This window comes from Microbacterium sp. LWH12-1.2 (assembly GCF_040675825.1).
In the GTDB taxonomy this organism is placed as follows: domain Bacteria; phylum Actinomycetota; class Actinomycetes; order Actinomycetales; family Microbacteriaceae; genus Microbacterium.
Genome location: NZ_JBEGIJ010000001.1, coordinates 2,599,948 through 2,622,388, shown reverse-complemented (window position 1 = coordinate 2,622,388; position 22,441 = coordinate 2,599,948). Strand labels below are relative to the sequence as shown.

The following is a 22,441-nucleotide window of genomic DNA, read 5'->3' as shown; positions in this document are numbered from 1 at the left end:
CACTCGAGCTCGCTCCGGCAGCACGTTCCGCTGCGTCGTCGGCAGTGGCGGTGTCGTAGGCTCTTTGCCGACGCAGTTCCATGCTCTCAGCCCACACCCTTCGTGGGGTGCCAACAAGATCTCGTGGTGAAACCAAGAACCACGTAAGCTGAGACTCAGTCGCACAATGACGTTCGAGGGAGAACAGAATGCAGATCACCGGACAGGGTGCGCTCATCACCGGCGGAGCCTCAGGGCTCGGCCTCGCGACAGCCCGACGGTTCGCCGCTGCCGGCGCCCACGTCACGATCGTCGACCTCGCCTCCTCCCATGGGGTCGAGCTCGCCGCCGAGATCGGTGGCGCATTCGCCCCGGCCGACGTCACCAGCGTCGAAGAGGTGCAAGCCGCCGTCGCCACGGCGCAGGCAGCGGCCCCGCTGCGCATCGTCGTCAACTGCGCCGGCATCGCGCCGCCGGCGAAGGTGCTCGACCGCGAAGGCAACCCTGCCGTCCTCGGCGATTTCGAGCGCATCATCCGCATCAACCTGGTCGGCACGTTCAACGTCATCTCGCAGGCATCCGCCGTCATCGCGAAGAACGAACTCATCGACGGCGACCGCGGAGTGATCGTGAGCACCGCATCCGTCGCCGCATTCGACGGCCAGATCGGCCAGCCGGCGTACTCGGCGTCGAAGGGCGGCGTGCACGCCATGACGCTGCCGATCGCCCGCGAACTCGCTCGCTACGGCATCCGCGTCTGCACCATCGCCCCCGGCATCATGGAGACCCCGATGCTGATGGGTCTGCCGCAGGCGGCCCAGGACTCTCTCGGCCAGCAGGTGCCGCATCCGTCCCGTCTCGGTCGGCCCGATGAGTACGCGGCGCTCGTGCAGCACATCGTCGAGAACAGCTACCTCAACGGTGAGACGATCCGCCTCGACGGCGCGATCCGCATGGCACCGAAGTAATCCGCTCCCGTCGCAGAAGAGCACGGAAAGATCCACCGATACCGGGCTTCTCTGCGACGGGAACGACCGGTTGGACGAAGGAGAGACATGAGCACACTGGCTGGAAAGACGATTCTGATGTCCGGCGGCAGCCGCGGGATCGGGCTGGCAATCGCACTGCGCGCAGCGCGTGACGGGGCGAACATCGCCATGCTCGCGAAGACCGACACTCCGCACCCGAAGCTCGAGGGCACGGTCCACTCCGCCGCAGAGCAGATCCGCGCGGCCGGCGGCAACGCGCTGCCGATCGTCGGCGACGTGCGCGATGACGATGACATCACCGAGGCCGTGCTGAAGACGCAGGGTGAGTTCGGCGGCATCGACATCGTCATCAACAACGCCAGTGTCATCGACCTGTCGCGCTCGCTGGAACTCGGCGCGAAGAAGTACGACCTGATGCAGGACGTCAACGTCCGTGGCACGTTCATGCTGTCGCGCGCCGCGGTGCCGATCCTCAAGGATGCTGCGAACCCCCACATCCTCTCGCTGTCTCCGCCGCTGAACCCGTCGCCGAAGTGGCTCGGCGCGCACACCGGCTACACGCTCGCGAAGTTCGGCATGACGATGGTGACGCTCGGCCTCGCGGCCGAGTTCGCGCGCGACGGCATCGCCGCGAACACGCTGTGGCCGCGCACCACGATCGCGACCGCGGCGGTGCAGAACCTCCTCGGCGGCGACAAGGTCATGGCGGCGAGCCGCACGGCCGACATCTATGCGGATGCCGCCTACGCGGTGCTCCTCAAGCCTGCGCGCGAGTACACCGGTCAGAATCTGATCGTGGAGGACGTGCTCGAGGCGGACGGCGTGACGGACTTCTCGAAGTACGCGGCGATTCCCGGCACTCCCGACAACGCGCTGTTCCCGGACATCTTCCTCGACTGAGGGCGCGTTCGTCCGGGAGCCTTCGCTCAGATCAGCAGGTACACCGCGCCGACGACCGTCAGCACGATCACGATCCTGTCGAACAACTGCTGGGGGATGCGGCGCGCGATGCGCAGCCCCACAAGGGCGCTGATCACGACGAGTGGAGCGAGCACCAGATCCATCAGCAGCACCTGAGCGTCGATCAGTCCGAGGCCGGCGAGAAACGGCACCTTCACCAGGTTGATGATCGCGAAGAACCACGCCGAGGTGCCGAGGAACACCTGCACCGGCGTGCGCGTCGCGAGGAAGTACATCGCCATCACCGGTCCGCCCGCGTTGGCGACCATCGTGGTGAAGCCGCCGAGGGTGCCGTAGGTGGTGGACAGCAGGATCCCGGATGCCGCGGCATCCGCCGTCGACTGTCGATGCCGGCGCCAGAGCGTCACCGCGATCATCAGCAGCAGGATGACGCCGACCGCCCGCCGCACGATGGCGTCGTCGGCGAAGGCGAGGAACGCGAAACCGACCAGGAGGCCGGCGATCACCGCTGGAGCCAGACGGATCAGCGTCGACCAGTGCGCGTGCCGCCGGTAGGCGATGAGCGCGAACACGTCGCCGACCATGAAGAGCAGCAGCATCGCCGCGGTCGAGGTGCGTGCGGGCAGCACCGCAGTGAACAGCACGACGGCGAGGGTCGAGCCGCCGGGGATCGCCGACTTCGAGATTCCGGTGACGACCGCGGCGAGTCCGAGTGCCGCCCACGCCCACGCGCTGAGTTCGATCACCGATCGAGCTCGGCGATGATGGCGTCGTACCCTCGGGAGGCGGCGAGCTGGCGGGGGAGCACGCCATCGCCGTCAGGGATCGTGATGTCCGCACCGCCGTCGATGAGAGCACGCACCACCTGCGCGTAGCGCGCCGAGCCGTCGCCGAGCACGATCGCCTCGTGCAGGGCGGTCCAGTGCAGGTTGTTGATGTGGTTCGGATCGACGCCCGCTTCGAGCAGCATCCGCACGGTGCTGAGCAAGCCGCGCTCGGATGCCGGGATGAGAGCTGTGCCGCCGTAGCGGTTGGTGCTCTTCAGATCGGCGCCGTTGTCGAGGGTGAGACGCAGGATCTCGTCGTGACCGCGAGCGCCCGCGTAGAGGTAGGCGGAGTCCTGGATGTCGTCCTTGGTGTTGACGTCGGCGCCGGCCTCGATCAGCGCCCGCGCCGCGTCGACGTGGTTCGCCTTCTTGGCCGCGACCAGCGCCGTCATGCCGCCGTCGCCACGCGCGTCGATGTCGGCACCGGCATCGAGCGCATTGCGAACAGCGCCGGCATCGCCCTGGGCGGCTGCGGCGAGCAGGTCACGGGTGGCGTGCGACATGGCGGATTCCTCGGTGGATGAAGTGGCGGATGCTGAGGGCTCGAGCGCGGTACACGCTGACAGCGCCGGCGCGCTCGCCGCGATCGCTGCCGCGAAGAGCGCCGGTCCTGTGCGCATCCCGCGCGCCCGGGCCCGTGTGATGCTCAGCCCCGGACGGCCGCGAGGGAGGCCGCGAAGCGTGCCGAACGCTGCTCGATATCGGCCCAGTCGGATGCGGCGATCGACGCACCGTTCGCGAGGTCGCCGCCTGCGCCGACCGCGACAACGCCGACCGCGAACCAGGCGGCGAGATTGTCGGGCGTGACCCCACCGGTCGGCATGAGCGGAGCATCCGGGAACGGTCCGCGCAGCGACCCGAGGTAGGAGGGACCGCCGAGCGACGCCGGGAAGATCTTGACGACGTCGACGCCCAGTGCGAGCGCCGTCATCACCTCGGTCGGCGTCATCGCGCCGGTCATCACCGCGCGTCCGGTGTCGAGCATCGCGCGGGTGAGGTCGGGGAGGGTGCCCGGGCTGACGAGGAACTCCGCACCGGCGTCTGCGGCAAGGGTCGCCTGCTCGGGAGTGGTGACGGTGCCGGCGCCGATGTAGGCGGATTCGCCGTGTCGAGCGATCAGCTCACGGATCACGGCCGGAGCATCGGGAGTGGAGAAGGTCACCTCGATCCCGGTGACGCCGCCCCGGATGATCGCCTCGGATGCCTCCAGTGCGAGTTCGGGGGTGGAGGCGCGGAGCACGGCGAGGACCCCGGTGCTGCGGGCGCGGTCGAGGCGGTCGGACATGTGTCTCCTTCGGGAACGGACGTCAGCCCATTCTCTCCGCGCCGGCGCCCGATCGCGAGCCGGAGTCAGCGCGAGCGGCCAGGAACCCAAGCCTCGACGATGTCCTTGGCCTCCTTGAGGCCCAGGCCGGTGTGCTCGCGCACCAGCTTGATCGCGTGGATCTTCTGGTTCCCGGCGATGAGTCTGTCGATATCGGCGACGACGGAAGCGGGAAGCGCGGACCGACCGGAACCGGACGAGTGGGGCGCGGCGTTCGACGAGTAGGCCGTCGGAATCGACGACCGCGTGGGGGAGGTGTTCGAGACGGCGGCGATGTGCGCAGCGGTGGTGCTGATCGACCAGTGATCGATCCGGTCCTTCGCCTCCTTGAGGCTGAGCTTCGCATGGTCGCGGAGCACCTTGATCGCTTGGACCTTCTTGCCGGCCGCCATGAGTCGATCGATCTGCGCGATCACTTCGGGCGAGGTCCCCGCGGGGGTCGCGGTCTTCGGGCTCGCCGTCGACGACCTCATGACCGGTACCGGCGCGAACGTCTGCGCTTCCGGAATCTTCGGCCGCATTCCGCGGAGGGCGGCGGCGAGGATGGCGACGACGGCGATCAAGCCGACGACGATGCCGATGATCCAGAAGATCTCCATCGGCTCAGTCTAGAGAGACGGGCATCCGCGCCCCAGGTGCTTCTCATCCGACAGCGCGTACCCTGGGAGAATGACCGAGAATCCCCGCGCGCGCGACACGCGACCAGCATCCGCGTCCCCGCAGGGCAAGGTCCGCTCCACGAAGCCCGCCCAGGTGCGCCCCGCGACAGAGGGCTGGACGCAGAAGAAGGATGCCGAGGGGCGTCCGCTCCTGCAGTTCGCCAGCCCGAAGCGTGGCAAGCCGCCGGTGCACCTGGCCGACCTCACCCCGGCGGAGCGCACCGAGAAGGTCAAGGAGCTCGGCCTTCCCGGGTTCCGCGCGAAGCAGCTCGCGACCCACTACTTCAAGCACTACACCTCCGACCCGGAGCAGATGACCGACCTGCCGGCCGACATCCGTGAGCAGCTCGTCGCGGGGCTCCTGCCGCCGCTGCTCACCGAGGTGCGGCGCCTCGAGACCGACCGCGGAGACACGATCAAGTTCCTCTGGCGGCTGCACGACGGCGCGCTCGTCGAGTCCGTGCTCATGCGGTACCCCGGGCGCATCACGCTGTGCGTGTCGAGCCAGGCCGGATGCGGCATGAACTGCCCGTTCTGCGCCACCGGACAGGCGGGGCTCACCCGCAACATGTCGTCGGCGGAGATCATCGAGCAGATCGTCCGCGCGAACCGCCTCATCGCCGAGGGCGGTCTCGGCGGCAAGAAGGCCGATGACCATTCGATGGAGCGGGTGAGCAACATCGTGTTCATGGGCATGGGGGAGCCGCTCGCCAACTACAACCGGGTGATGCATGCCGTGCGCACGATGGTCGCCGAGCAGCCCGACGGCCTCGGCATGAGCGCTCGCGGCATCACGGTATCGACCGTGGGACTCGTGCCGGCCATCAAGAAGCTCTCGGACGAAGGCATCCCGGTCACGTTCGCCCTGTCGCTGCACGCTCCGGATGACCACCTGCGCGATGAGCTCATCCCGGTGAACTCGAAGTGGAAGGTCGACGAGGCCCTCGACGCCGCACGCGAGTACTACGAGAAGACCGGCCGCCGGGTCTCGATCGAATACGCGCTGATCAAGGACATGAACGACCACGCCTGGCGCGCCGACCTCCTCGCGGAGAAGCTCAACGCCCGCGGTCGCGGCTGGGTGCACGTGAACCCGATCCCGCTGAACCCGACGCCCGGCTCGATCTGGACCTCGTCGACCCGCGACGTGCAGAACGAATTCGTGCGCCGCCTCAACGACGCCGGCATCCCGACGACCCTCCGCGACACCCGCGGCAAGGAGATCGACGGGGCCTGCGGCCAGCTCGTCGCGACGACAGAGGACGAAGCCGCCTCGGCAGCGATGGCCTGACTCGGCCCTCCCGCCGATGAAAGCGGGGCTACTCCTTCACCGCGCCGGCCGTCAGGCCCTGCACGATCCAGCGGCTGGCGACGGCGAACATCACCATCGTGGGCAGGATCGTCAGCACGGCGGCCGCTGACATCGAGCCCCAGTCGATGTTGAACGTCGAGATGAAGCCGTTCAGTGCCGACGGCACCGTGCGATTCGAGTCGGTGTTCATGAGCACCACCGACAGGAACAGCTCGTTCCAGCAGTTGACGAAGTTGAAGATGAACGCGGCGACGATGCCGGGCGTCATCACCGGGACGAGCACGCGGAACAGCGCTCCGATGCGCGAGCATCCGTCGATCATCGCCGCCTCCTCGAGCGCGTTCGGGACGTTCTCGAAGAACCCGCGCAGCATGACCGTCGAGAACGGGATGCAGACGGCGACGTAGACGAGGATGAGGCCGAACTTGCTGTCGACGAGACCGAGATCGCTCATCATCGAGTACAGCGGTCCGAGTGCGATGAACGTCGGGATCATCTGCGTGAGCAGGAACGCGATGAGCACCATTCCCTTGCCGCGGAACTCGAAGCGGGCGATCACGTAAGCGCCGAGCAGTGCGATGAGCGTGGAGGTGAGCCCTGCAGCCAGCGAGATCAACGCGGAGTTCGCGAGGAAGACGCCGAAGCTGCTGTTCTCGAACAGGCTCACGTAGTTGGCGAGCGAGGGCTCGCTGGGCCAGTACTCGATCGGGAACCGGCTGATCGTGGCCGGCGCCTTGAACGAGGTCAGGGCGATCCAGTACAGCGGGAACAGGGTGAGGAGCAGCCAGAGCGCGAGCCCGCCCGCCTTCAGCACCCCGCCGATGGTGAGGTGTCGCTCCGTTCGAGGAGCCTTGGCGGCATCGGGCACCGTGATGCGCCTGGTCTGCGTGATGGTCATCGGTTCACCTTCCTCATGGTCATGAGGTAGAACGCGCAGAAGATGAACAGGAACGCCACGACGATCAGTCCGATCGCACTGGCGATGCCGTAGTTTCCCTGCTGGGTGTAGTTGATCATCCAGGTCGTGATGATGTGCGTCTGATTCGCGGGCCCGCCGCCGGTCATCGCGTAGATGATGTCGGGGAAGTTGAAGATCCAGATCACTCGCAGCAGGATCGTCAGGAGCAACGTCATCGAGATGTACGGGATGACGATCGAGAACAACTGCCGCACCCGCCCTGCGCCGTCCAGGCTCGCCGCCTCCAGCACCTCGTCCGGAACGGACTGGAGGGCGGCGAGGATCATGATCGCGAAGAACGTCACGCCATACCAGATGTTCGCGATGATCACGGCGAACATCGCGAGCTTCGGATCAGCGAGCCAGGGCAGCGGGGCCTCGATGAGGCCCGCTTTCATGAGCAGGTCGTTGACGACCCCGAACTCGGCGTTGAACATCCAACGGAACAGCATCCCGATCAGGAATCCCGACACGGCCCAGGGGAAGAAGATCAGCGCCTGGTACAAGCCGCGGAAGCGGAAGCGCTTGCGGAGGGCCAGCGCGATGAGGAAGCCGATCACGAACTGCGGTACGAGTGAGCCGACGACCCACAGCACCGTGTTCAGCGCGACCGTCGGGAACGCCGGGTCGCGGAAGATCGTCAGGAAGTTGTCGAAGCCGACGAAGGGAGTCGAGGTGAGATCCCACAGGTTCCAGTCGTGGAACGCCATCCTCGCGCCCTGCAGCATCGGGTAGTAGATGAACCAGCCGACGAACACGATCGCCGGGGCCAGGAACGCGAGGATCGTCCACGCATGACGGCCGCGGAACGGCCGTTTCCTCGCGCCGGGGGAGGCCCCGCCGGTCGAACCGGCGGGACCTCTCGTGCTCGTCGCCGTGCTCACCGGGTCAGCCCTTCTCCGCGGCGTACTTCTCGGTCCAGAACGTGTCCCACGAAGCCAGCAGCTCCTCATGGGTCATGTTTCCGAGCAGCACGCTCTGCACTTCCTGGTCGGCCTTCTGGATCCACTCGGTCCACCAGCTCACGCCGCGCGGCTGCTGCACGTTGACGTAGGTCTCCGGGTCCTCGGTCATCGTGACGTAGCTGGTCCACGGACCGGAGGAGTAGAAGTCGTCCTCGGCCGCGTCGGCGATGATCGGCACCAGGCTGTTGGCCTGGGCGAACTCGGTGGCGGGCTCCGCGGAGGAGAGGAACTCCACCAGCTTGACCGCCGCCTCCTTCTGGGTGCTCCCCTCGGCGACTCCCCAGCCGGCGACGGCCAGCGGCTGCGCCGCCTTGCCGGTCGGGCCGACCAGGAGCGGTGCGGTGTTCCACTGGTCTTCGGTCAACGAGGAGTCCTGAACGGTGGCGATGACTTCGGGGTCCTGCAGCAGGAACGCCGTCGTGCCGTTGGTGAACCCGGCGACCATCTCCGGGTAGCCCCACGACACCGCTGACGGCGGGGATGCCTTCTCGAACAGTGCGAAGTAGTCGGCCAGCGCGTCCTTCGCCTCGGGGGCGGCGAAGATCGTCGATCCGTCCTCGAGGAGGAACGCGTCATCGACATCGAGGTCGTCGATCACGTAGGCCTCGATCGCGGCGACGACGTTGCTGTTGGCGTTCGGACCGCCGCGGAAGGCGTAGCCGTAGATGTTGTTCGCCGGATCCTGGATCGCGGATGCCTGCTCGAGCAGTTCCTCCCAGCTGTGCGGCGGCTCATCGAAGCCCGCCTCCTTGATGAGGTCGGTGCGATAGAAGAGCGACAGGCCGTAGAAGCCGTAGGGGACGAAATAGCTCTTTCCGTCTCCCTCGGCCACCGCCTTCGCGTTGTCGGTGAGCGCATCCCAGCCGTCCCAGTCGGACAGGTCCTTGTTCATGTCGTACAGCCAGCCGTTGTTCGCGAAGGGCCCGACGGTGATGTCGCGCACTTCGAGCACATCGACGCCCTTGCCGGACTGCAGCATCTGCTGGATCTTCTGGTCGGCCTGTTCGGTGGGCGGCGAGATCAAGGAGACCTTGATCTTGGGGTTCTCCTCCTCGAACGTGTCGAGCAGCCCGCGGATGAGATCGGTGCGGGCCGGATTGGTCAGACTCTCGACCATCTGCAGGGTGACGGTGCCGTCGGCGGATTCGCCGTTCGACGATCCGCCGGTACAACCGGACAGGACGAGGGCGGCGACGGTGCCGATCCCCGCGGCCAGTGCCAAACGCTTGTGCTTCACGGTGTGCCTCGTTTCTTGATGGGGGTGGGTGGGTCAGAGCACGACGGAGTCCGGCGAACGTCGGATGCCGGCTCGCGCCAGGATGGCGGGAACGCAGCGTTCGACGAACGCTTCGAAGTCACCGATCTCGGTGTACAGATGCGTCGAGAGACGGAAGTAGCCGGCGCCTTCGAAACTGGTGAACGCCGTTTCGACGCGCGTCTCGTCGAGCAGCTGCATCCTGAGCTCGTCGGCGTCCTCGCGTGTCGCGCCGAGGCCGTCCGGAAGACGGACCAGCCGCATCGACGGGACAGGGGACGGCAGCGGCGTGAGCGCGCGCTGGCTCGTGTACGGCTGCAGCGCCGCAGCGATGATCTCCGCCCCCTGATCGGCGAGATCGGCCATCGTGCGGCGGGTGGCGTCCCAGCCGTACTCACGGCCGATGAACTCGATCGCGGCCGGTGTGCTCAGGTACGTCGTGGCGTCGATCGTGCCCTGGGTGTCGAATCGGTCCGGATACGGCTGCTCCGCAGCCCAGGAGTCGATGAGGGGCCAGAGGTCATCGCGATCGGACGCGGCCGTCACCAGCAGGGCCGAACCGCGCGGCGCACACGGCCACTTGTGCATGTTCCCGAACCACCAGTCGCCTCCGCCGACCGCCGATGCATCGGGGACCAGCCCCGGTGCATGCGCCCCGTCGACGAGGGTGCGCACTCCGCGCTCGGCAGCCGCGTCCGCCACACGACGTGTCGGGAGCGTCCGGGCGGTCGGCGAGGTGATCTGATCGATCACGATGAGTCGGGTGCGTGCAGAGAGCGCGGAGAGGAAGATGCTGACGACCTCCTCGTCGGTGGCCTGCAGCGGCAGGTTCACCGTGCGAACGCGCGCTCCGAAGCGTCGGGCGAGACGCGCCGCGCCCATCGTGACGGCACCGTACCCGTGGTTGGTGACGAGGATCTCGTCGCCGGGCTCGAGGCGGAGGCTGTTGTAGACGACGGTCGCTGCGGCGGAGGCGTTCGGGACGAAGGCGCTCGCTTCTGCGCTCGCCCCGACGAACGGCGCGGTCTGCTCCCGCGCCTGGCGGACGAGGTCACCCAGTCGCGGATACCAGGCGACCGGGCTGAGGTCGGCCTGCCGCCGCAGCTCCTCCTGAGCGGTGATGACCTCGGTCGGCACCGCGCCGAACGATCCGTGGTTGAGGTGGATCACCTCGGGGTCCAGCGGCCAGGCATCGCGGGCCGGTCCGCCGGATGCCAAACGCACCGGGGCGGTCGCGATCTCGGGCTGTGCCATGCATCCTCACAATGTCGTGAACCAAGTTGTTGCACAACCTTGCCATGAAGTCGCCGTATTCGCCACCCAAAACGAGAAAATCACGAAAGTCGTTATACAACTCGGGATGCGGCGCTGATCGTGACCGCCATCCGGCCGTGGCACAATTGCTGAGAAGGAGGGCCAATGACTGCGCTCGACACTGCTCTGCACGGACTGCGGGCCCTCATCGCCGACGGCACGCTGCGCCCGGGTGATCGCCTGCCGAGCGAAGGAGATCTCTGCGAGCAGCTCGGCGTCTCTCGTGGCTCTTTGCGTGAGGCGATCAGGATGCTCGCAGCCCTTGGCGTTCTCGACACCCGTCATGGGTCGGGAAGCTACGTCAGCGAGCTGCACGCCGCTGACCTCATCACCGTGCTGTCGCTGACGGTCGGCCTGTTGCCGATGGACGGCGTACTCGAGCTGATCGAGCTCCGACGCGCCTTGGAGTCGCACTCCGCGGCGCTGGCGGCGGCGCGGGTGAATCCGCAGATCATCGGTGAGCTCGACGCCCTGCTCGGGAAGATCGAGTCGAGCTCGGACTTCGATGAGCACTCAGAGCTCGACCACGCCTTCCATATGACGATCGCCGCCATGGCCGGCAATGATGCACTCACCAGCCTGGTCGATGTGCTGCGCTCGCGGTCTCGAGAGTTCCGCATCGCCGACCCCGTCGATGCCGCCCAGCTCAAGCTCCACTCCGACGCCGGTCACCGCGCCATTCTGCGGGGGCTCGAAGCGCGAGACCCGGTGGCCGCCTCTGCAGCGGCGGCCGCCCACGTCGCGCAGACCGAGTACTGGCTCCGTCAGCTTCAGCCGAGCACCAGCGATGCGGCCGACGAGGGAACCGGCTCGACGGGGCCCGCCTGATCGCGAACCGATGCGGCAGGCGTCGGGACGCCCGACCGGCCGGCGTCTGAATCGGAGTGATCGCGTCGGGCATCAGTCGCTCCCAGCTGCTCTGCACGCGTGAGCCAGCGAGCAATCTTCGCCTCGTCGGCACCCTTGACGCCGAGCATCCGGTGCGTGCGGACGGAGCGGATGCCGCACAGGCGCATCGTGTTGCGGGCGACCTGCGTCTGCGCAGGCAGGCCGGTGAATGGCGCCGCGTACCAGGGGGTGTCGGCGAGCAGGAGCAGTCGACCGCGCCGAGCGGGGAGCAGCCCCTGGGGCAGGCCGAGACTCGTGTAGCGGTACTCCTGCTGCGGAAGCAGTGCGCGGTCGAAGAAACCTTTGAGCACTGCCGGAACCGAGCCCCACCAGAGCGGGGTCGCGATCACGATCGTCTTCGCCGCCTGCAGGGCGAGCTTGGCATCGGCGAGGTCGTCTTCGAGTGGCATCCGCTCGCGGTAGCCGAACCGCAGATGCGGGTCGAAGTCGAGGTCGCGCAGCGCGAGCACGCGGGCATCGCCGTGCGCCGCGGCGTAGCGACGGGCGAGTTCTGCGGTGAGGGAACGTGCGTCAGGGTGGCCGTCGATGACGAGTGCGGTTGCCATGATTTCTCCGATCTGGACAGTGTCAACTTGCTGGACAGTGTCAACATAGGAGAGAATGTTGCTCGTGTCAAGTTCCCGATCTGGCTATCACCACGGCGATCTCGCGCATGCGCTGGAGGCCGCGGCGATGCAGCTGCTCGCCGAGAAACCCGCCCAGGAGATCAGCCTTCGAGAGGTGGCACGGGCCGCAGACGTGAGTCACAACGCCCCGTATCATCACTTCGCCGACCGGCGGGGGCTGCTCAAGGTCCTCGCCGAACGCAGCATGGCGGACCTCGTCGATGTCGTGCGCACGGCGATCGCGGATGCCGCCGACCCGGTCGCTGCGCTGGTCGACGGCGGGGCCGCGTACCTGCGTTTCGCGGTGGAGCATCCGCACGGCTTCGACGTCATCTACGACCCCACGGTGTGCGTCCCCGGTGAGCCCAGCGAGACCATGGCTCCACTGATCGCCGAGCTCGAACAGGTCTTGGGATCGGCAGCCGTCGCCGCCGGTCTCCCCGACGCGCAGGATGCGTTGGGCGTCTGGGGGCTCGTGCACGGCCTCGGTCTGCTGTGCGGGGCCGGGCATCTCCCTTTGGATGCGGCGCTGCTGGTCAGCGACTCGACGCTGCGGCGGATGCTGCGGGGGTGATGTCCGCACTCCCTGATGCGCTCAGGGTGTGTGGATCCTCAGCAGCCGTCCGCTGCCCTCGATGAGCTCGCTCCACGATCCGACGTCGACAGCGCATTCCGCGACGGCGCAGGTCGGCAACTGCACGAACTCGCCGGTGAGCTCGGCCACGGCGTCGCTCATGCCGGGGTTGTGGCCGACGAGCATGGCGACGCTGCTCTGCTCGGGAAGGGCTGCCGCGATCGCAAGGATCGAACGGGCGGATGCCGCGTACAACTGCGCCTCCTCGACCACCGTGATGCCGAACGCCGCGGCGTACTCGTCGGCGGTGCTCCGGGCGCGCGTCGCAGTGCTCGAGACGATGTGATCGACGCCGACTCCGTCGTCCGTGAGGCGCCGCGCCATCGCAGGGGCATCGCGACGCCCTCGAGTGTTGAGCGGCCGATCATGGTCGGAGAGGTGCGGAAAAGCCCAGTCCGACTTCGCGTGGCGGGCCAGCAGCAGGGTCTTCATGCGACAAGCCTGGCATCGGCGGAGCGCATGCGCATCCCCAACCTGTGAGCCGCTCGCAGGGATCTTCCGGGGTTCGCCCAGGCGTGGGTTCCTACTCTCGAAGGATGGCTTATTCCGCGCATCGCCCCGGCCAGATGGATTCGCAGGGGCGGATCTCCTTCGAATCCGGCGCCCCCGACGGCACGGTTTCCGACGAGGACCTCGACTTCCTGCGCAGTTTCGAACCCACCGGCAGCGACTCCCCGACGACTCCGGTGCCGGATGCTCCCGACACCACCACGCGCCCGACAGCCGTGATCGACCCGGCCGATGTGCCAGCGTCTGCAGCGCCGGCGCCCGCTCCGCGTCCCCCGCGCGCACCCCGCCAGAAGCGTGTGAAGAAGACCCGGGTACCCGGATCTCGGGCCCGTACCCTCGCGATCCTCGGCGGTGCCGAGGGCGAGATCCTCGACAAGGTGCCCGGCGAGACCCCGCGCTTCGTGCAGATGTTCTTCGTGCTCGCCGGCACCGCGCTGGTCTCGGCGATCTCGATGCTGTTCGCCCTGACCACCGGCGTGCAGGCAGCGATCTGGCTGGCCGTGCCGCTCGCGATGGTCTGGGCGCTCATCATCTTCAACCTGGACCGCTTCCTCACGTCGACCATGACCTCGACCAGGAACGTCTGGAAGCTCATCGGCCTCGCCATTCCGCGCGTCATCATGGCGGCGATCATCGGCTTCGTCGTGGCCGAGCCGCTCGTGCTGCAGGTGTTCCACAATGACATCGCGCGTGAGGTGGCATCGACCAACATCACCCAGTCGCAGTCCGACCAGGATGCGCTGGAGAGCGGCCCCGAGAAGAAGGCGCTGGACGAGGCATCCGCCCGTCTCGCCGAACTCGAGAACCAGGCGGCGACGGGTATCGTCGCCGGCACCGGGTCGGCCTCGGCGAGCGAGTCGGCGGCGCAGGCGACCGTCGACGACCTGACCGCGAAGATGACGACCCAGCAGGGTGTCATCGATCAGGCACGTGCGCTCTACCAGTGCGAGCTGACCGGTGAAGGCGTGGGCACAGTGCCCGGCTGCACCGGTGTGAACGGGGAGGGCGCGAGCTCCGACGCCGCGCAGGCGCAACTCGCGCAGACGCAGCAGACCTACGACGCGCTCGCCGAGCAGCTGCGGGTCGCGAACGAGGAGCTCGCCGCCGCCGGCAGCGCCGCGAAGGAGAACACCTCGGCCTCGGAGTCGCAGAACCGCCAGCAGGCGAACGACCAGCTGCCGGCCGCTCAGGAGTCGTACGATCAGGCGCTCGCCGCATACAACGGCAGAGCGGATGCCGTGGCGCAGGGCAACGCGGGAGCGATCGGCCTGCTCAGCCAGATCAGCGGCCTGAACAGGCTCTCCGAGAAGGAGCCGACGATCCTGTGGGCGCACCTCCTGATCGCGGCGCTGTTCTTCATGATCGAGCTGCTGCCCGTGCTGGTGAAGGTTCTCACCTCGTACGGAGAGCCGACGCTGTACGAGAAGGCAGCGGCGATCCGCAAGCAGGTCGCCCTCGACCGGGTCACCGCTGAGGGCTTCCGCGATCGAGCCGAGATCGTCGCATCCGGGGCGAGCGCGACGGATGCTGCGGTCTCGGTTGCGGAGCCCGTTGAGCCCGTTGAGCCGGCCGCCACGCGTCGCGTTCCTGTTCAGGCCACCTGAGCGTTGCGTTCCGTGTGCTGAGGCGTTCGCTCCGCTCGGCCGAATGCGCTTGCCTCGGCCGGATTCGCGGAGAGCGGCCGAGGCAAGCGCACTTCGCCGAGGCGGGCGTCCGGCGCGAGGGGCGACGGGTCGGAGCGGCGGTGCTGGGCGAGGCTGCTGATCCGGATCCTGCGGAACGAGGGGGTCCTGCGCGCTGCGTCGGCGATCGAGCGGATCAGTGCGACGGTCGAGGGGGTGGCGCTCCAGGGTGCGCCCGTGAGCGCAGCCTCGATCACGGCAAGGCGATGCCGGAGGGCGTCATCGTGCTGACGGGAGTCGTCGCCGAGCCAGTCGAGCAGCTGGGCAATGGTCCATTCCGGGTCGATTGGATCAAGAAGCATCCCTGTTCTGGTGGTCACCGTGTCCATTGGTCCAGAATCGGATGTCATGAGCGTTGAAGACAGGGCCAATGGTCGGCCAGTGGACCAGCAATCGGCCACCGGTGTGCCGCTGGTGCGTGCCAGCGAGGTGTCGTCCGACCAACTCTCGGCTCGGCTCGGCCGTTGGACGCATGGCGACGGCACACTCGCGGCGCGTCTCTCCCGAGGAATCGCCGCGTTGATCGCGAGCGGCGAGCTGCGACCCGGTGACCGCCTGCCAGCCGAACGCGCGCTCGCGGCGGCGGGTTCGGTCTCGCGGGGCACCGTCGTCTCGGCCTATGCCGATCTCGCCGAGCGAGGACTCGTCGAGCGGCGGCAGGGGAGCGGCACCCGGATCGCCGGCGTCGCGGCATCCGCGGCTCTCGTTCAGCGCCCCGGCCGTGGTGAGGTGCTCTTCTCCGCCCTGCCCAACTCGATCGATCTGCTCCGCACCGTGCCGCGGATCCCCGATCTGGGCGTCCAGCTGATCCGCGATCATCAACCACGGCTCGATCTCGCGCTGCTGCCGGAGACCGACCCGGCCGGCCTCCCTGCGCTGCGAGAACAGATCGCCGCGCTGTTCTCGGCGGAGGGCACGCCGACGACGCCGGAGCAGATCCTGGTGACGCACGGTGCGCAGCAGGCGATCAGCCTCGTCGTCAACGCCCTCGTCGGGCCCGGTGACGTGGTGCTCGCCGAGGAGGTGACCTGGCCTGGTGTCACCGACTCGGTGGGTCTGCGGGGCGGCACGGTAAACGGCATTCCGATGGGCGATGACGGCCTCGACGTCGAGGCGCTCGAGGTCGCGATGTCCCGGATGCGGCCGGTGCTCGTCGCGATCAATCCGCACCACCACAACCCGACCGGAACGCGATTGCCTGCCGCTGCCCGCCACCGCGTCGCCGAGCTCGCCGCGCAGTACGGCGTGCCCATCATCGAAGATCGCGTCGTCGCCGACATCTCGTTCGACGGAGTCGTACCCCCGTCACTCGCCGCCGAGCGGGCGGACGCTCCCGTCATCGTCGCGGAGTCGGTATCGAAGTGGGCATGGGCCGGTCTTCGGATCGGCTGGCTGCGCGCCGATCCGGTCCTCGTGCGACGCCTGCGCGGAGCCCGGCAGCTCGCCGACCAATCCACGAGCGTTCCTGGTCAGCTCCTCGCGCTCGATCTTCTCGCGCATGCCGACGAGCTGCGCCGGGACACGAGTCGCACCCATCACAGGAGACTGGGCCTCCTGCAGGAGCTGATGGCTGAGCACCTGCCGGATTGGACCTACGTTCCGCCGCGCGGTGGGCTGTCGCTCTGGGCGGCGCTTCCGATCGGGTCTGCCGATGCGCTCGCGCGGGTCGCCGCCATGCACGGGGTTTCTGTCGCCGGGAGCGCGTCGTTCGCAGCGTCGGTTTCGCCGGACGACCACATCCGCCTTCCGTTCACTGCTCCAGACGAGGTTCTGACCGAGGGGATCCGGCGCCTCGGTGCGGCATGGCGGGAGTACCGGGGCAGTCTCTGAGACCGGTCACGGAAAATCAGCCCCGCTGTCGGTTCCGGCCAGTAGCGTTGGAACATGGTCAACTATCGCTATCTCGGCAACAGCGGTCTCAAGGTCTCTGAGATCACCTACGGCAACTGGGTCACGCACGCCTCGCAGGTCGAGGACGACGCCGCCCTCAAGACGGTCCACGCCGCTCTGGATGCCGGCATCACCACGTTCGACACCGCGGACACCTACGCCAACACAGCCGCGGAGGTCGTGCTCGGCAAGGCGCTCTCCGGCCAGCGGCGCGAGGGACTGGAGATCTTCACGAAGGTCTACTTCCCGACCGGCGCGAAGGGCCCGAACGACACCGGCCTCAGCCGCAAGCACATCCTCGAATCGATCAACGGCTCGCTGAAGCGTCTCGGCACCGACTACGTCGACCTGTACCAGGCGCACCGCTTCGACTACGAGACCCCTCTCGAGGAGACTTTCCAGGCGTTCGCCGACATCGTGCGGCAGGGCAAGGTGCTCTACATCGGCGTCTCCGAGTGGACGGCGGAGCAGCTGCGTGAAGGCCACGCGCTCGCGAAGCAGCTCGGGGTGCAGCTCATCTCGAACCAGCCGCAGTACTCGATGCTGCACCGCGTGATCGAGGGCAAGGTCGTGCCGGCTTCCGAAGAGCTGGGCATCTCGCAGATCGTCTGGTCGCCGATGGCCCAGGGCGTGTTGAGCGGCAAGTACCTCCCGGGTCAGCCGGTACCTGAGGGATCGCGCGCCACCGACGAGAAGAGCGGTGCCCACTTCATCAAGAGCTTCCTGAACGATGACGTGCTCACCGCCGTGCAGCGGCTGAAGCCGATCGCAGCCGAGGCCGGGCTCTCGATGCCGCAGCTCGCGATCGCCTGGGTGCTGCAGAACCCGAACATCGCCGCAGCCCTGGTCGGAGCCTCCCGTCCCGAGCAGCTCGCCGACACGGTGAAGGCATCCGGCGTGAAGCTCGACGCCGATACGATGGCTGCGATCGACGTCGCCCTCGGTGATGCGGTCAACCGGGACGCCGAGGACACCTACACGGTGTCGCCGAAGGAGCGCCTGGTCTGACGCGAACCCCGCGAGAGGGGAAGGGCGAGGATGCCGATCGACACGACGACGTGCTGGCAGCTGACTGCCGCTGCGTGCCGGGGTGACGTCGCGCTCGTCGCGGCCCTCGGTACGGGCAGCGGCAGGCACAATGTCGATCCGGCCCTCGCCCTCGCCCTTCTCGGAGCGGCGGAGTTCGCCGCCGGCGAGTTCGAGCGGGCCGTCATCACCACCGAGCGGGCGCGGCTCACCGCCCTCGAGGCCGGGGACACCGAGGTGCTGCACTTCGCCCTGTCCTTCCGCGTCCTCGCCTCCGCCGGCGTGGTCTGGGAAGATCCGACCGCCGACGACGGCTTTCCGGACCTGTGGGCGCGTCGTGGTGTGCTGGACTCGTTCGACCCGAGCATCCTTCCGCTTGCCCGGTTCGCCTTCGTCGAGGCCGCATTCGCGACCGGGCGGTTCGACGAGGCGGCGGAGGTGCTCGGTCCGATCGGCGAAGTCGTCGGCGTCGACGCCGGGCTCAGCGGCATCCATGCCTTTCCTGCTCTCGTGCTGCAACCCGCTCGACTGCTGATGTTCCGCGGCGATGCGTCGAGCGCTGCGCCCCATCTCGAAGCGGCAGCGGCGATCGCCCGGGAGCAGGGCGACGAGGTCTGGGTGCGCGCGATCGCCTCCGCAGCCGCGTTCGCCGCGGTGCTGGGAGGGGAGAGCGGACATCTCGATCAGGCTGAACGCGACCTCATCGACCCCACGCAGGCACCTCGCGGGTACATCGAAGCAGCGGTCTTCGCCTTCATCGCCTATGCGCGAGCCGGCCTCGGGCAGTGGGCCAGGGCGGAGGCCATTCTGCTCGCCGCCGGTGGTCCGGCGTTCCCGTTCATGCAGGTCGCGGATCGCGCGATGTGCACCGACATCCTCATCGCCGCAGCGATCGAGCGAGGCGACCTCGAAGGCGCCGAGCGGATCGCGACCGAACTGCTGCCGCTGATCGTGCACCCCGGTGCGCAGGTTCTCGTCGAGCAGGCCTTCGCGCGTATCGACGTCGCACGCGGCCGCATGACGGAGGCGGCAGAGCGCGCGGCCATCGCGGGCGCGCGCGCCGAACTCGCCGGGCGTTACCGCGACGCCGCCCACGTGCGGATGCTGCGGGCCCGTGCCCTCGCTGCGCTCGGACAAGCGGAGGAGGCGGTCCATGAGAACCTGTCGACCCTGCGCGATCCGGGTATCACGGGCGATCGCGGCATCGAACGCCAGGTACGGCGCCAGCTCCGCCAGCTCGGTCATCGGCCGCGGCCCACGCCCGGATCCGGCTGGGGTGCGCTCAGTGCGCGTGAACGCGAGGTCGCCACCCTCGTCGCCGGTGGGGCGAGCAACAGGGTGATCGCATCGACGCTGTTCCTCTCCGAGCGCACCGTCGAGGGGCATGTCTCCCGTATCCTCGCGGCGCTCGCCATCACCTCACGCAGCGGCATCCCGGCGTTGACCCTGGGCCACCTCGGCGCCCCGATCGTCCCCGTGCCGGCGCTCACCCCGCGTCAGCAGGCCACGGCGGAGCTCGTCGCCACCGGTCTCGGCAACGCCGAGATCGCCCGACGACTCGACGTCAGCGTGAAGACCGTCGAGAAGAACGTGAGCGAGATCCTGCGTCGATGCGGGTTGACCTCACGCACGGGGATCGCGCGGATGATCATCGATGCCCCGGTGCTCGAAATCGAAACCTGACCGGGTCTGGCGCGAGGTTTCCCTACTCACGCCGGTCGGCGTCGCGGTGCGATCATCGGTGACATGAGGCATTCGAAGAGCGTTGGCGCGTTGGCACTGCTGCTGCTGCTGACCGGATGCACTCAGGCGGCGCCGCCCGCGGAGGATGGCGGGAGTGCGCCGAGCACGGTGGAGGGTGACGGCGAGGGCGACGGTGCGGCGACTGGGGCCTGCGCCGGCGACCTCGACGAAGACCTCAAGCCGTTCAGCAGCGATCTGGTCACTGAGCCGATTCCCGATCACGCGGTGTACGGGGACGGCAGCGAGATCGCATTCACCACCTCGATCGGGGCGGGGCTGTACCCCACGTTCGAGTTGCTGAAGTTCGTCGACGGCGTGCCCGCCGATTACTCGGCAGGCAACTGGGAGGACGCCGGAGACGGACGCTATACCACCGCGCTCAGCGTGTTCGACAGCGATCTCGACGGGCAGGAGGGCCTCGTCAAGGTCATGGCATTCCCGGAGGGTGTCACGTTCGACGGCGAGAAATACGAAGGGGATCAGGTGGTGCTCGGCATCTACTGCATCACCTACGCGGTCGAGTAGAGGACGTCGCTCGCGGCCGCTCCCGCGGCGAGCGTCTCAGGCGAGAGTGATGTCGACCTGGATCTCGGCCGCGAGGCGTTCGAGATCGGCGCGCAGCGTCTCGAGGTCCACGGATGCAGGCACCTTCGCCACCACGGTCGCCTCGAACAGGCGCCCACCCGACATCGCCGCGTCGCGGGTCGTCGTCGTCAGGTCCTCGATGCTGAGGTCGTGCGCGCTGAGTGCGGCGGACACCTCGCGGACGATTCCGGGCCGATCGTTGCCGAGCACCTGGATGGTCAGCCGCCGATCGTCGTCGGCGGTGGCCGCCGCATCCGTGCCGGTGACCACCGCGATCGTCAGCAGCCCGTCGAGCGTTCGCAATGCGACGTCCAATTCGGCCGCGCGCTCGGCCGAGACCGAGACCTCGATCACACCGGCGAAGGTGCCGGCGAGCTCGGCGAGCTGGCTGTTCTCCCAGTTGCCTCCGTGCGCATCGACGACATCGGCGACGGCGGCCACGAGGCCCGGACGATCTGCGCCCGCGACAGTGAGGATCAGAGTTGTCATGGGGTCAGCGTATCGAGATGCCGTCGCCGGTGAACATCGGGTCGGGGTCACTCCACCCAGGTGCCGGTCGCCAGGAACAGCTCCAGCCGTGCACGGTGCGGGGTGAGGTCCCAGCCCTGCTCGGCGACCCAGGCGTCGGAGTAGTAGGTGCCGGCGTAACGGATGCCGCTGTCGCAGATGAGCGTGACGACGCTGCCGGCCTCGCCCGCGGCGCGCATCCGCGCGATGAGCTGGAACGCTCCGTAGAGGTTGGTGCCGGTCGATCCGCCGGCCCAGTGCAGCGTGCGCTCCTTGAGCAGCCGGATCGCCGCGATGGAACCCGCGTCGGGGACGCGGATCATCTCGTCGATCACGCTCGGGACGAAGGAGAGCTCGACGCGAGGACGACCGATCCCTTCGATGCGGCTCGGGCGTCCGGCCGGAGCATCCGGGGTCCCTGCCCATCCGTCGTAGAACGCCGAGCCCTCGGGGTCGACGACGGCGACCTGCGTCTCGTGGCGGCGGTACTTGACGTAGCGCCCGAACGTCGCGCTGGTGCCGCCGGTACCGGCCCCGACCACGATCCAGCGGGGGATCGGGTGCCGCTCCTGGGCGAGCTGGCTGAACACGCTCTCGGCGATGTTGTTGTTGCCGCGCCAGTCGGTGGCGCGCTCGGCGTAGGTGAACTGGTCGAGATAGTGGCCGCGGCAATCCGAGGCGAGGCGCTGCGCGGTGGGCGACATGTCTTCGGCCCGGTCGACGAAGTGGCAGCGTCCGCCGTAGAACTCGATGAGATCGATCTTCTCCTGGCTGGTCGAGCGCGGCACGACGGTGACGAAGGGCAGCCCCAGCATCCGGGCGAAGTAGGCCTCGGAGACGGCCGTGGACCCGCTCGACGATTCCACGAGCGTGCTGTCCTCATGGATGCGGCCGTTGACCAGGCCGTACAGGATGAGCGAGCGGGCGAGGCGGTGCTTGAGGGAGCCGGTCGGATGCACCGACTCATCCTTCAGGTACAGGTCGATGCCCCACTCCGACGGCAACGGGAACAGGTGCAGGTGCGTGTCTGCGCTGCGATTGGCGTCGGCCTCCAGCAGGGCGATCGCGGTGCTGGTCCAGGTGGTCATTGTTCGAGGGTATCGGCCGGGCGATTCCGGGCGGGACCCGTCCGTCAGGCGGATGCGGCCTGACGCAGCCACCGCTCGATGCCGGCGATGTGCGCGGTGGCCAGCGACGTTGCGAGAGCGGGGTCGCGCTGTGCGATGGCATCTGCGATCGCGCGGTGCTCGGAGAGCGTGCGCTCGACAGCGCCTTCCTCGGTGAGACCGCGCCAGACGCGGGCGCGCACCGTCTGACTGCTGAGGTGATCGATGAGGCTCGAGAGGTACGCGTTGCCGGCCATGCGCACGATATCGCGGTGGAAACGGATGTCGTGCTCCACGAGCTCCTCGACGGTGACGGAGGCGTCGACCCCGCCGACCTCCCGTTCGAGCTCGGCGATCTCGTCACCGCTGCCGAGGGTGGCGGCGAGGCCGGTGGCCTGCGACTCCAGCATCCGTCGCACGGCGAAGATCTCCAGCATCGAGTCGTCGCCGTGCATGTCGACGACGAATGAGATGGCTTCGAGGAGCAGGTTCGGCTCGAGGCTCGTCACGTAGGTTCCGTCGCCACGGCGCACATCGAGCACGCGGATGACCTCGAGCGCCTTCACCGCTTCGCGCATCGAGTTCCGGGACAGGCCGAGCCGCTCGGACAGCTCTTTCTCCGGCGGGAGCCGGTCGCCGGGGCCGAGCTCGCCGGACACGATCATCGCCTTGATCTTCTCGATCGCCTCGTCAGTCACAGCCATGGCGTCATCCTCGCACATTCATCGGATGTCTGGGGCA

The 22,441-nt window shown here is 68.1% G+C and carries 24 protein-coding genes; 10 read left to right on the top strand and 14 right to left on the bottom strand.

The window, feature by feature from the left end; genetic code table 11:
* Positions 1 to 188: 188 nt before the first annotated feature.
* Both MRBLWH12_RS12415 and MRBLWH12_RS12410 read left to right on the top strand, forming a co-directional pair.
* A complete protein-coding gene (locus MRBLWH12_RS12415) occupies positions 189 to 947 on the top strand; it encodes an SDR family NAD(P)-dependent oxidoreductase (protein ID WP_363549329.1) in 759 nt (252 codons plus the stop codon).
* Between the two features lie 87 nt (positions 948 to 1,034).
* Positions 1,035 to 1,868 (top strand): SDR family oxidoreductase, encoded by an 834-nt coding sequence (locus MRBLWH12_RS12410; RefSeq protein WP_363549327.1) that lies wholly within the window; start codon positions 1,035 to 1,037, stop codon positions 1,866 to 1,868.
* A 26-nt stretch (positions 1,869 to 1,894) separates the two neighbouring features.
* On the opposite strand, the gene MRBLWH12_RS12405 is transcribed toward MRBLWH12_RS12410, so the two are convergent.
* From MRBLWH12_RS12405 to MRBLWH12_RS18820, 4 genes are all read right to left on the bottom strand, one after another.
* On the bottom strand, positions 1,895 to 2,635 hold the full coding sequence (locus tag MRBLWH12_RS12405) for a sulfite exporter TauE/SafE family protein (RefSeq protein WP_363549325.1): 741 nt from the start codon (positions 2,633 to 2,635) through the stop codon (positions 1,895 to 1,897).
* Positions 2,632 to 3,219, bottom strand: a complete 588-nt coding sequence (locus MRBLWH12_RS12400) for an ankyrin repeat domain-containing protein (protein ID WP_363549322.1) — start codon at positions 3,217 to 3,219, stop codon at positions 2,632 to 2,634. The genes MRBLWH12_RS12405 and MRBLWH12_RS12400 overlap by 4 nt, the downstream gene beginning before the upstream one ends.
* Positions 3,220 to 3,362: 143 nt before the next feature.
* Positions 3,363 to 4,001 carry a bifunctional 4-hydroxy-2-oxoglutarate aldolase/2-dehydro-3-deoxy-phosphogluconate aldolase gene (locus tag MRBLWH12_RS12395; protein ID WP_363549319.1) on the bottom strand — a complete coding sequence of 213 codons (639 nt, stop codon included), beginning with the start codon at positions 3,999 to 4,001 and terminating at the stop codon, positions 3,363 to 3,365.
* 65 nt (positions 4,002 to 4,066) lie between these two features.
* Positions 4,067 to 4,639: a ribosomal protein L7/L12 gene (locus MRBLWH12_RS18820; RefSeq protein WP_363549317.1), complete on the bottom strand. Its 573-nt coding sequence runs from the start codon at positions 4,637 to 4,639 to the stop codon at positions 4,067 to 4,069.
* A 70-nt stretch (positions 4,640 to 4,709) separates the two neighbouring features.
* Between MRBLWH12_RS18820 and rlmN the strand changes: the two genes are divergently transcribed.
* Positions 4,710 to 5,990, top strand: a complete 1,281-nt coding sequence (gene rlmN, locus MRBLWH12_RS12385; RefSeq protein ID WP_363549315.1) for a 23S rRNA (adenine(2503)-C(2))-methyltransferase RlmN — start codon at positions 4,710 to 4,712, stop codon at positions 5,988 to 5,990.
* A gap of 28 nt (positions 5,991 to 6,018) precedes the next feature.
* Here rlmN and MRBLWH12_RS12380 read toward each other — a convergent pair whose 3' ends face one another.
* The 4 genes from MRBLWH12_RS12380 to MRBLWH12_RS12365 are packed head-to-tail and all read right to left on the bottom strand — an operon-like array spanning position 6,019 to position 10,443.
* Positions 6,019 to 6,909: a carbohydrate ABC transporter permease gene (locus MRBLWH12_RS12380; protein WP_363549312.1), complete on the bottom strand. Its 891-nt coding sequence runs from the start codon at positions 6,907 to 6,909 to the stop codon at positions 6,019 to 6,021.
* On the bottom strand, positions 6,906 to 7,853 hold the full coding sequence (locus MRBLWH12_RS12375; RefSeq protein ID WP_363549310.1) for a carbohydrate ABC transporter permease: 948 nt from the start codon (positions 7,851 to 7,853) through the stop codon (positions 6,906 to 6,908). The genes MRBLWH12_RS12380 and MRBLWH12_RS12375 overlap by 4 nt, the downstream gene beginning before the upstream one ends.
* A gap of 4 nt (positions 7,854 to 7,857) precedes the next feature.
* Entirely contained in the window at positions 7,858 to 9,171 is a 1,314-nt protein-coding gene (locus MRBLWH12_RS12370) for an ABC transporter substrate-binding protein (RefSeq protein ID WP_363549308.1), read from the bottom strand.
* Between the two features lie 33 nt (positions 9,172 to 9,204).
* Positions 9,205 to 10,443, bottom strand: a complete 1,239-nt coding sequence (locus MRBLWH12_RS12365; protein WP_363549306.1) for an aminotransferase class V-fold PLP-dependent enzyme — start codon at positions 10,441 to 10,443, stop codon at positions 9,205 to 9,207.
* Between the two features lie 165 nt (positions 10,444 to 10,608).
* Between MRBLWH12_RS12365 and MRBLWH12_RS12360 the strand changes: the two genes are divergently transcribed.
* Positions 10,609 to 11,331 (top strand): FadR/GntR family transcriptional regulator, encoded by a 723-nt coding sequence (locus MRBLWH12_RS12360; RefSeq protein WP_363549304.1) that lies wholly within the window; start codon positions 10,609 to 10,611, stop codon positions 11,329 to 11,331.
* Here the strand turns inward: MRBLWH12_RS12360 and MRBLWH12_RS12355 are convergent.
* Positions 11,274 to 11,957, bottom strand: coding sequence for an NAD(P)H-dependent oxidoreductase (locus MRBLWH12_RS12355; protein ID WP_363549301.1), 684 nt, complete (start codon positions 11,955 to 11,957; stop codon positions 11,274 to 11,276). The genes MRBLWH12_RS12360 and MRBLWH12_RS12355 overlap by 58 nt on opposite strands.
* Before the next feature lie 64 nt (positions 11,958 to 12,021).
* On the opposite strand from MRBLWH12_RS12355, the gene MRBLWH12_RS12350 reads away from it, so the two are divergent.
* The gene (locus MRBLWH12_RS12350; protein ID WP_341977262.1) at positions 12,022 to 12,591 is read left to right on the top strand and encodes a TetR/AcrR family transcriptional regulator; all 570 of its coding nucleotides are present in this window, start codon (positions 12,022 to 12,024) and stop codon (positions 12,589 to 12,591) included.
* Between the two features lie 21 nt (positions 12,592 to 12,612).
* Here MRBLWH12_RS12350 and MRBLWH12_RS12345 read toward each other — a convergent pair whose 3' ends face one another.
* The gene (locus MRBLWH12_RS12345) at positions 12,613 to 13,083 is read right to left on the bottom strand and encodes a SixA phosphatase family protein (protein ID WP_341977264.1); all 471 of its coding nucleotides are present in this window, start codon (positions 13,081 to 13,083) and stop codon (positions 12,613 to 12,615) included.
* 104 nt (positions 13,084 to 13,187) lie between these two features.
* On the opposite strand from MRBLWH12_RS12345, the gene MRBLWH12_RS12340 reads away from it, so the two are divergent.
* Entirely contained in the window at positions 13,188 to 14,765 is a 1,578-nt protein-coding gene (locus MRBLWH12_RS12340) for a DUF4407 domain-containing protein (RefSeq protein ID WP_363549299.1), read from the top strand.
* On the opposite strand, the gene MRBLWH12_RS12335 is transcribed toward MRBLWH12_RS12340, so the two are convergent.
* Positions 14,753 to 15,145 (bottom strand): hypothetical protein, encoded by a 393-nt coding sequence (locus tag MRBLWH12_RS12335; RefSeq protein ID WP_363549297.1) that lies wholly within the window; start codon positions 15,143 to 15,145, stop codon positions 14,753 to 14,755. The two genes, MRBLWH12_RS12340 and MRBLWH12_RS12335, sit on opposite strands and share 13 nt — an antisense overlap.
* Before the next feature lie 46 nt (positions 15,146 to 15,191).
* Here MRBLWH12_RS12335 and MRBLWH12_RS12330 point away from each other — a divergent pair, with 46 nt between their 5' ends.
* From MRBLWH12_RS12330 to MRBLWH12_RS12315, 4 genes are all read left to right on the top strand, one after another.
* The gene (locus MRBLWH12_RS12330) at positions 15,192 to 16,673 is read left to right on the top strand and encodes a PLP-dependent aminotransferase family protein (protein ID WP_363549295.1); all 1,482 of its coding nucleotides are present in this window, start codon (positions 15,192 to 15,194) and stop codon (positions 16,671 to 16,673) included.
* Positions 16,674 to 16,727: 54 nt separating this feature from the next.
* Positions 16,728 to 17,741 (top strand): aldo/keto reductase family protein, encoded by a 1,014-nt coding sequence (locus tag MRBLWH12_RS12325; RefSeq protein ID WP_363549293.1) that lies wholly within the window; start codon positions 16,728 to 16,730, stop codon positions 17,739 to 17,741.
* Positions 17,742 to 17,771: 30 nt separating this feature from the next.
* Positions 17,772 to 19,442: a LuxR C-terminal-related transcriptional regulator gene (locus MRBLWH12_RS12320; RefSeq protein WP_363549291.1), complete on the top strand. Its 1,671-nt coding sequence runs from the start codon at positions 17,772 to 17,774 to the stop codon at positions 19,440 to 19,442.
* Between the two features lie 63 nt (positions 19,443 to 19,505).
* Positions 19,506 to 20,027 carry a hypothetical protein gene (locus MRBLWH12_RS12315; RefSeq protein ID WP_363549289.1) on the top strand — a complete coding sequence of 174 codons (522 nt, stop codon included), beginning with the start codon at positions 19,506 to 19,508 and terminating at the stop codon, positions 20,025 to 20,027.
* 36 nt (positions 20,028 to 20,063) lie between these two features.
* Here the strand turns inward: MRBLWH12_RS12315 and MRBLWH12_RS12310 are convergent, their stop codons facing one another.
* The 3 genes from MRBLWH12_RS12310 to MRBLWH12_RS12300 are packed head-to-tail and all read right to left on the bottom strand — an operon-like array spanning position 20,064 to position 22,404.
* Positions 20,064 to 20,576: a glycine cleavage system protein R gene (locus MRBLWH12_RS12310; protein ID WP_363549286.1), complete on the bottom strand. Its 513-nt coding sequence runs from the start codon at positions 20,574 to 20,576 to the stop codon at positions 20,064 to 20,066.
* Between the two features lie 47 nt (positions 20,577 to 20,623).
* A complete protein-coding gene (locus MRBLWH12_RS12305) occupies positions 20,624 to 21,682 on the bottom strand; it encodes a PLP-dependent cysteine synthase family protein (RefSeq protein ID WP_363549283.1) in 1,059 nt (352 codons plus the stop codon).
* 44 nt (positions 21,683 to 21,726) lie between these two features.
* Positions 21,727 to 22,404: a FadR/GntR family transcriptional regulator gene (locus tag MRBLWH12_RS12300; protein WP_341977281.1), complete on the bottom strand. Its 678-nt coding sequence runs from the start codon at positions 22,402 to 22,404 to the stop codon at positions 21,727 to 21,729.
* Positions 22,405 to 22,441 lie beyond the last annotated feature (37 nt).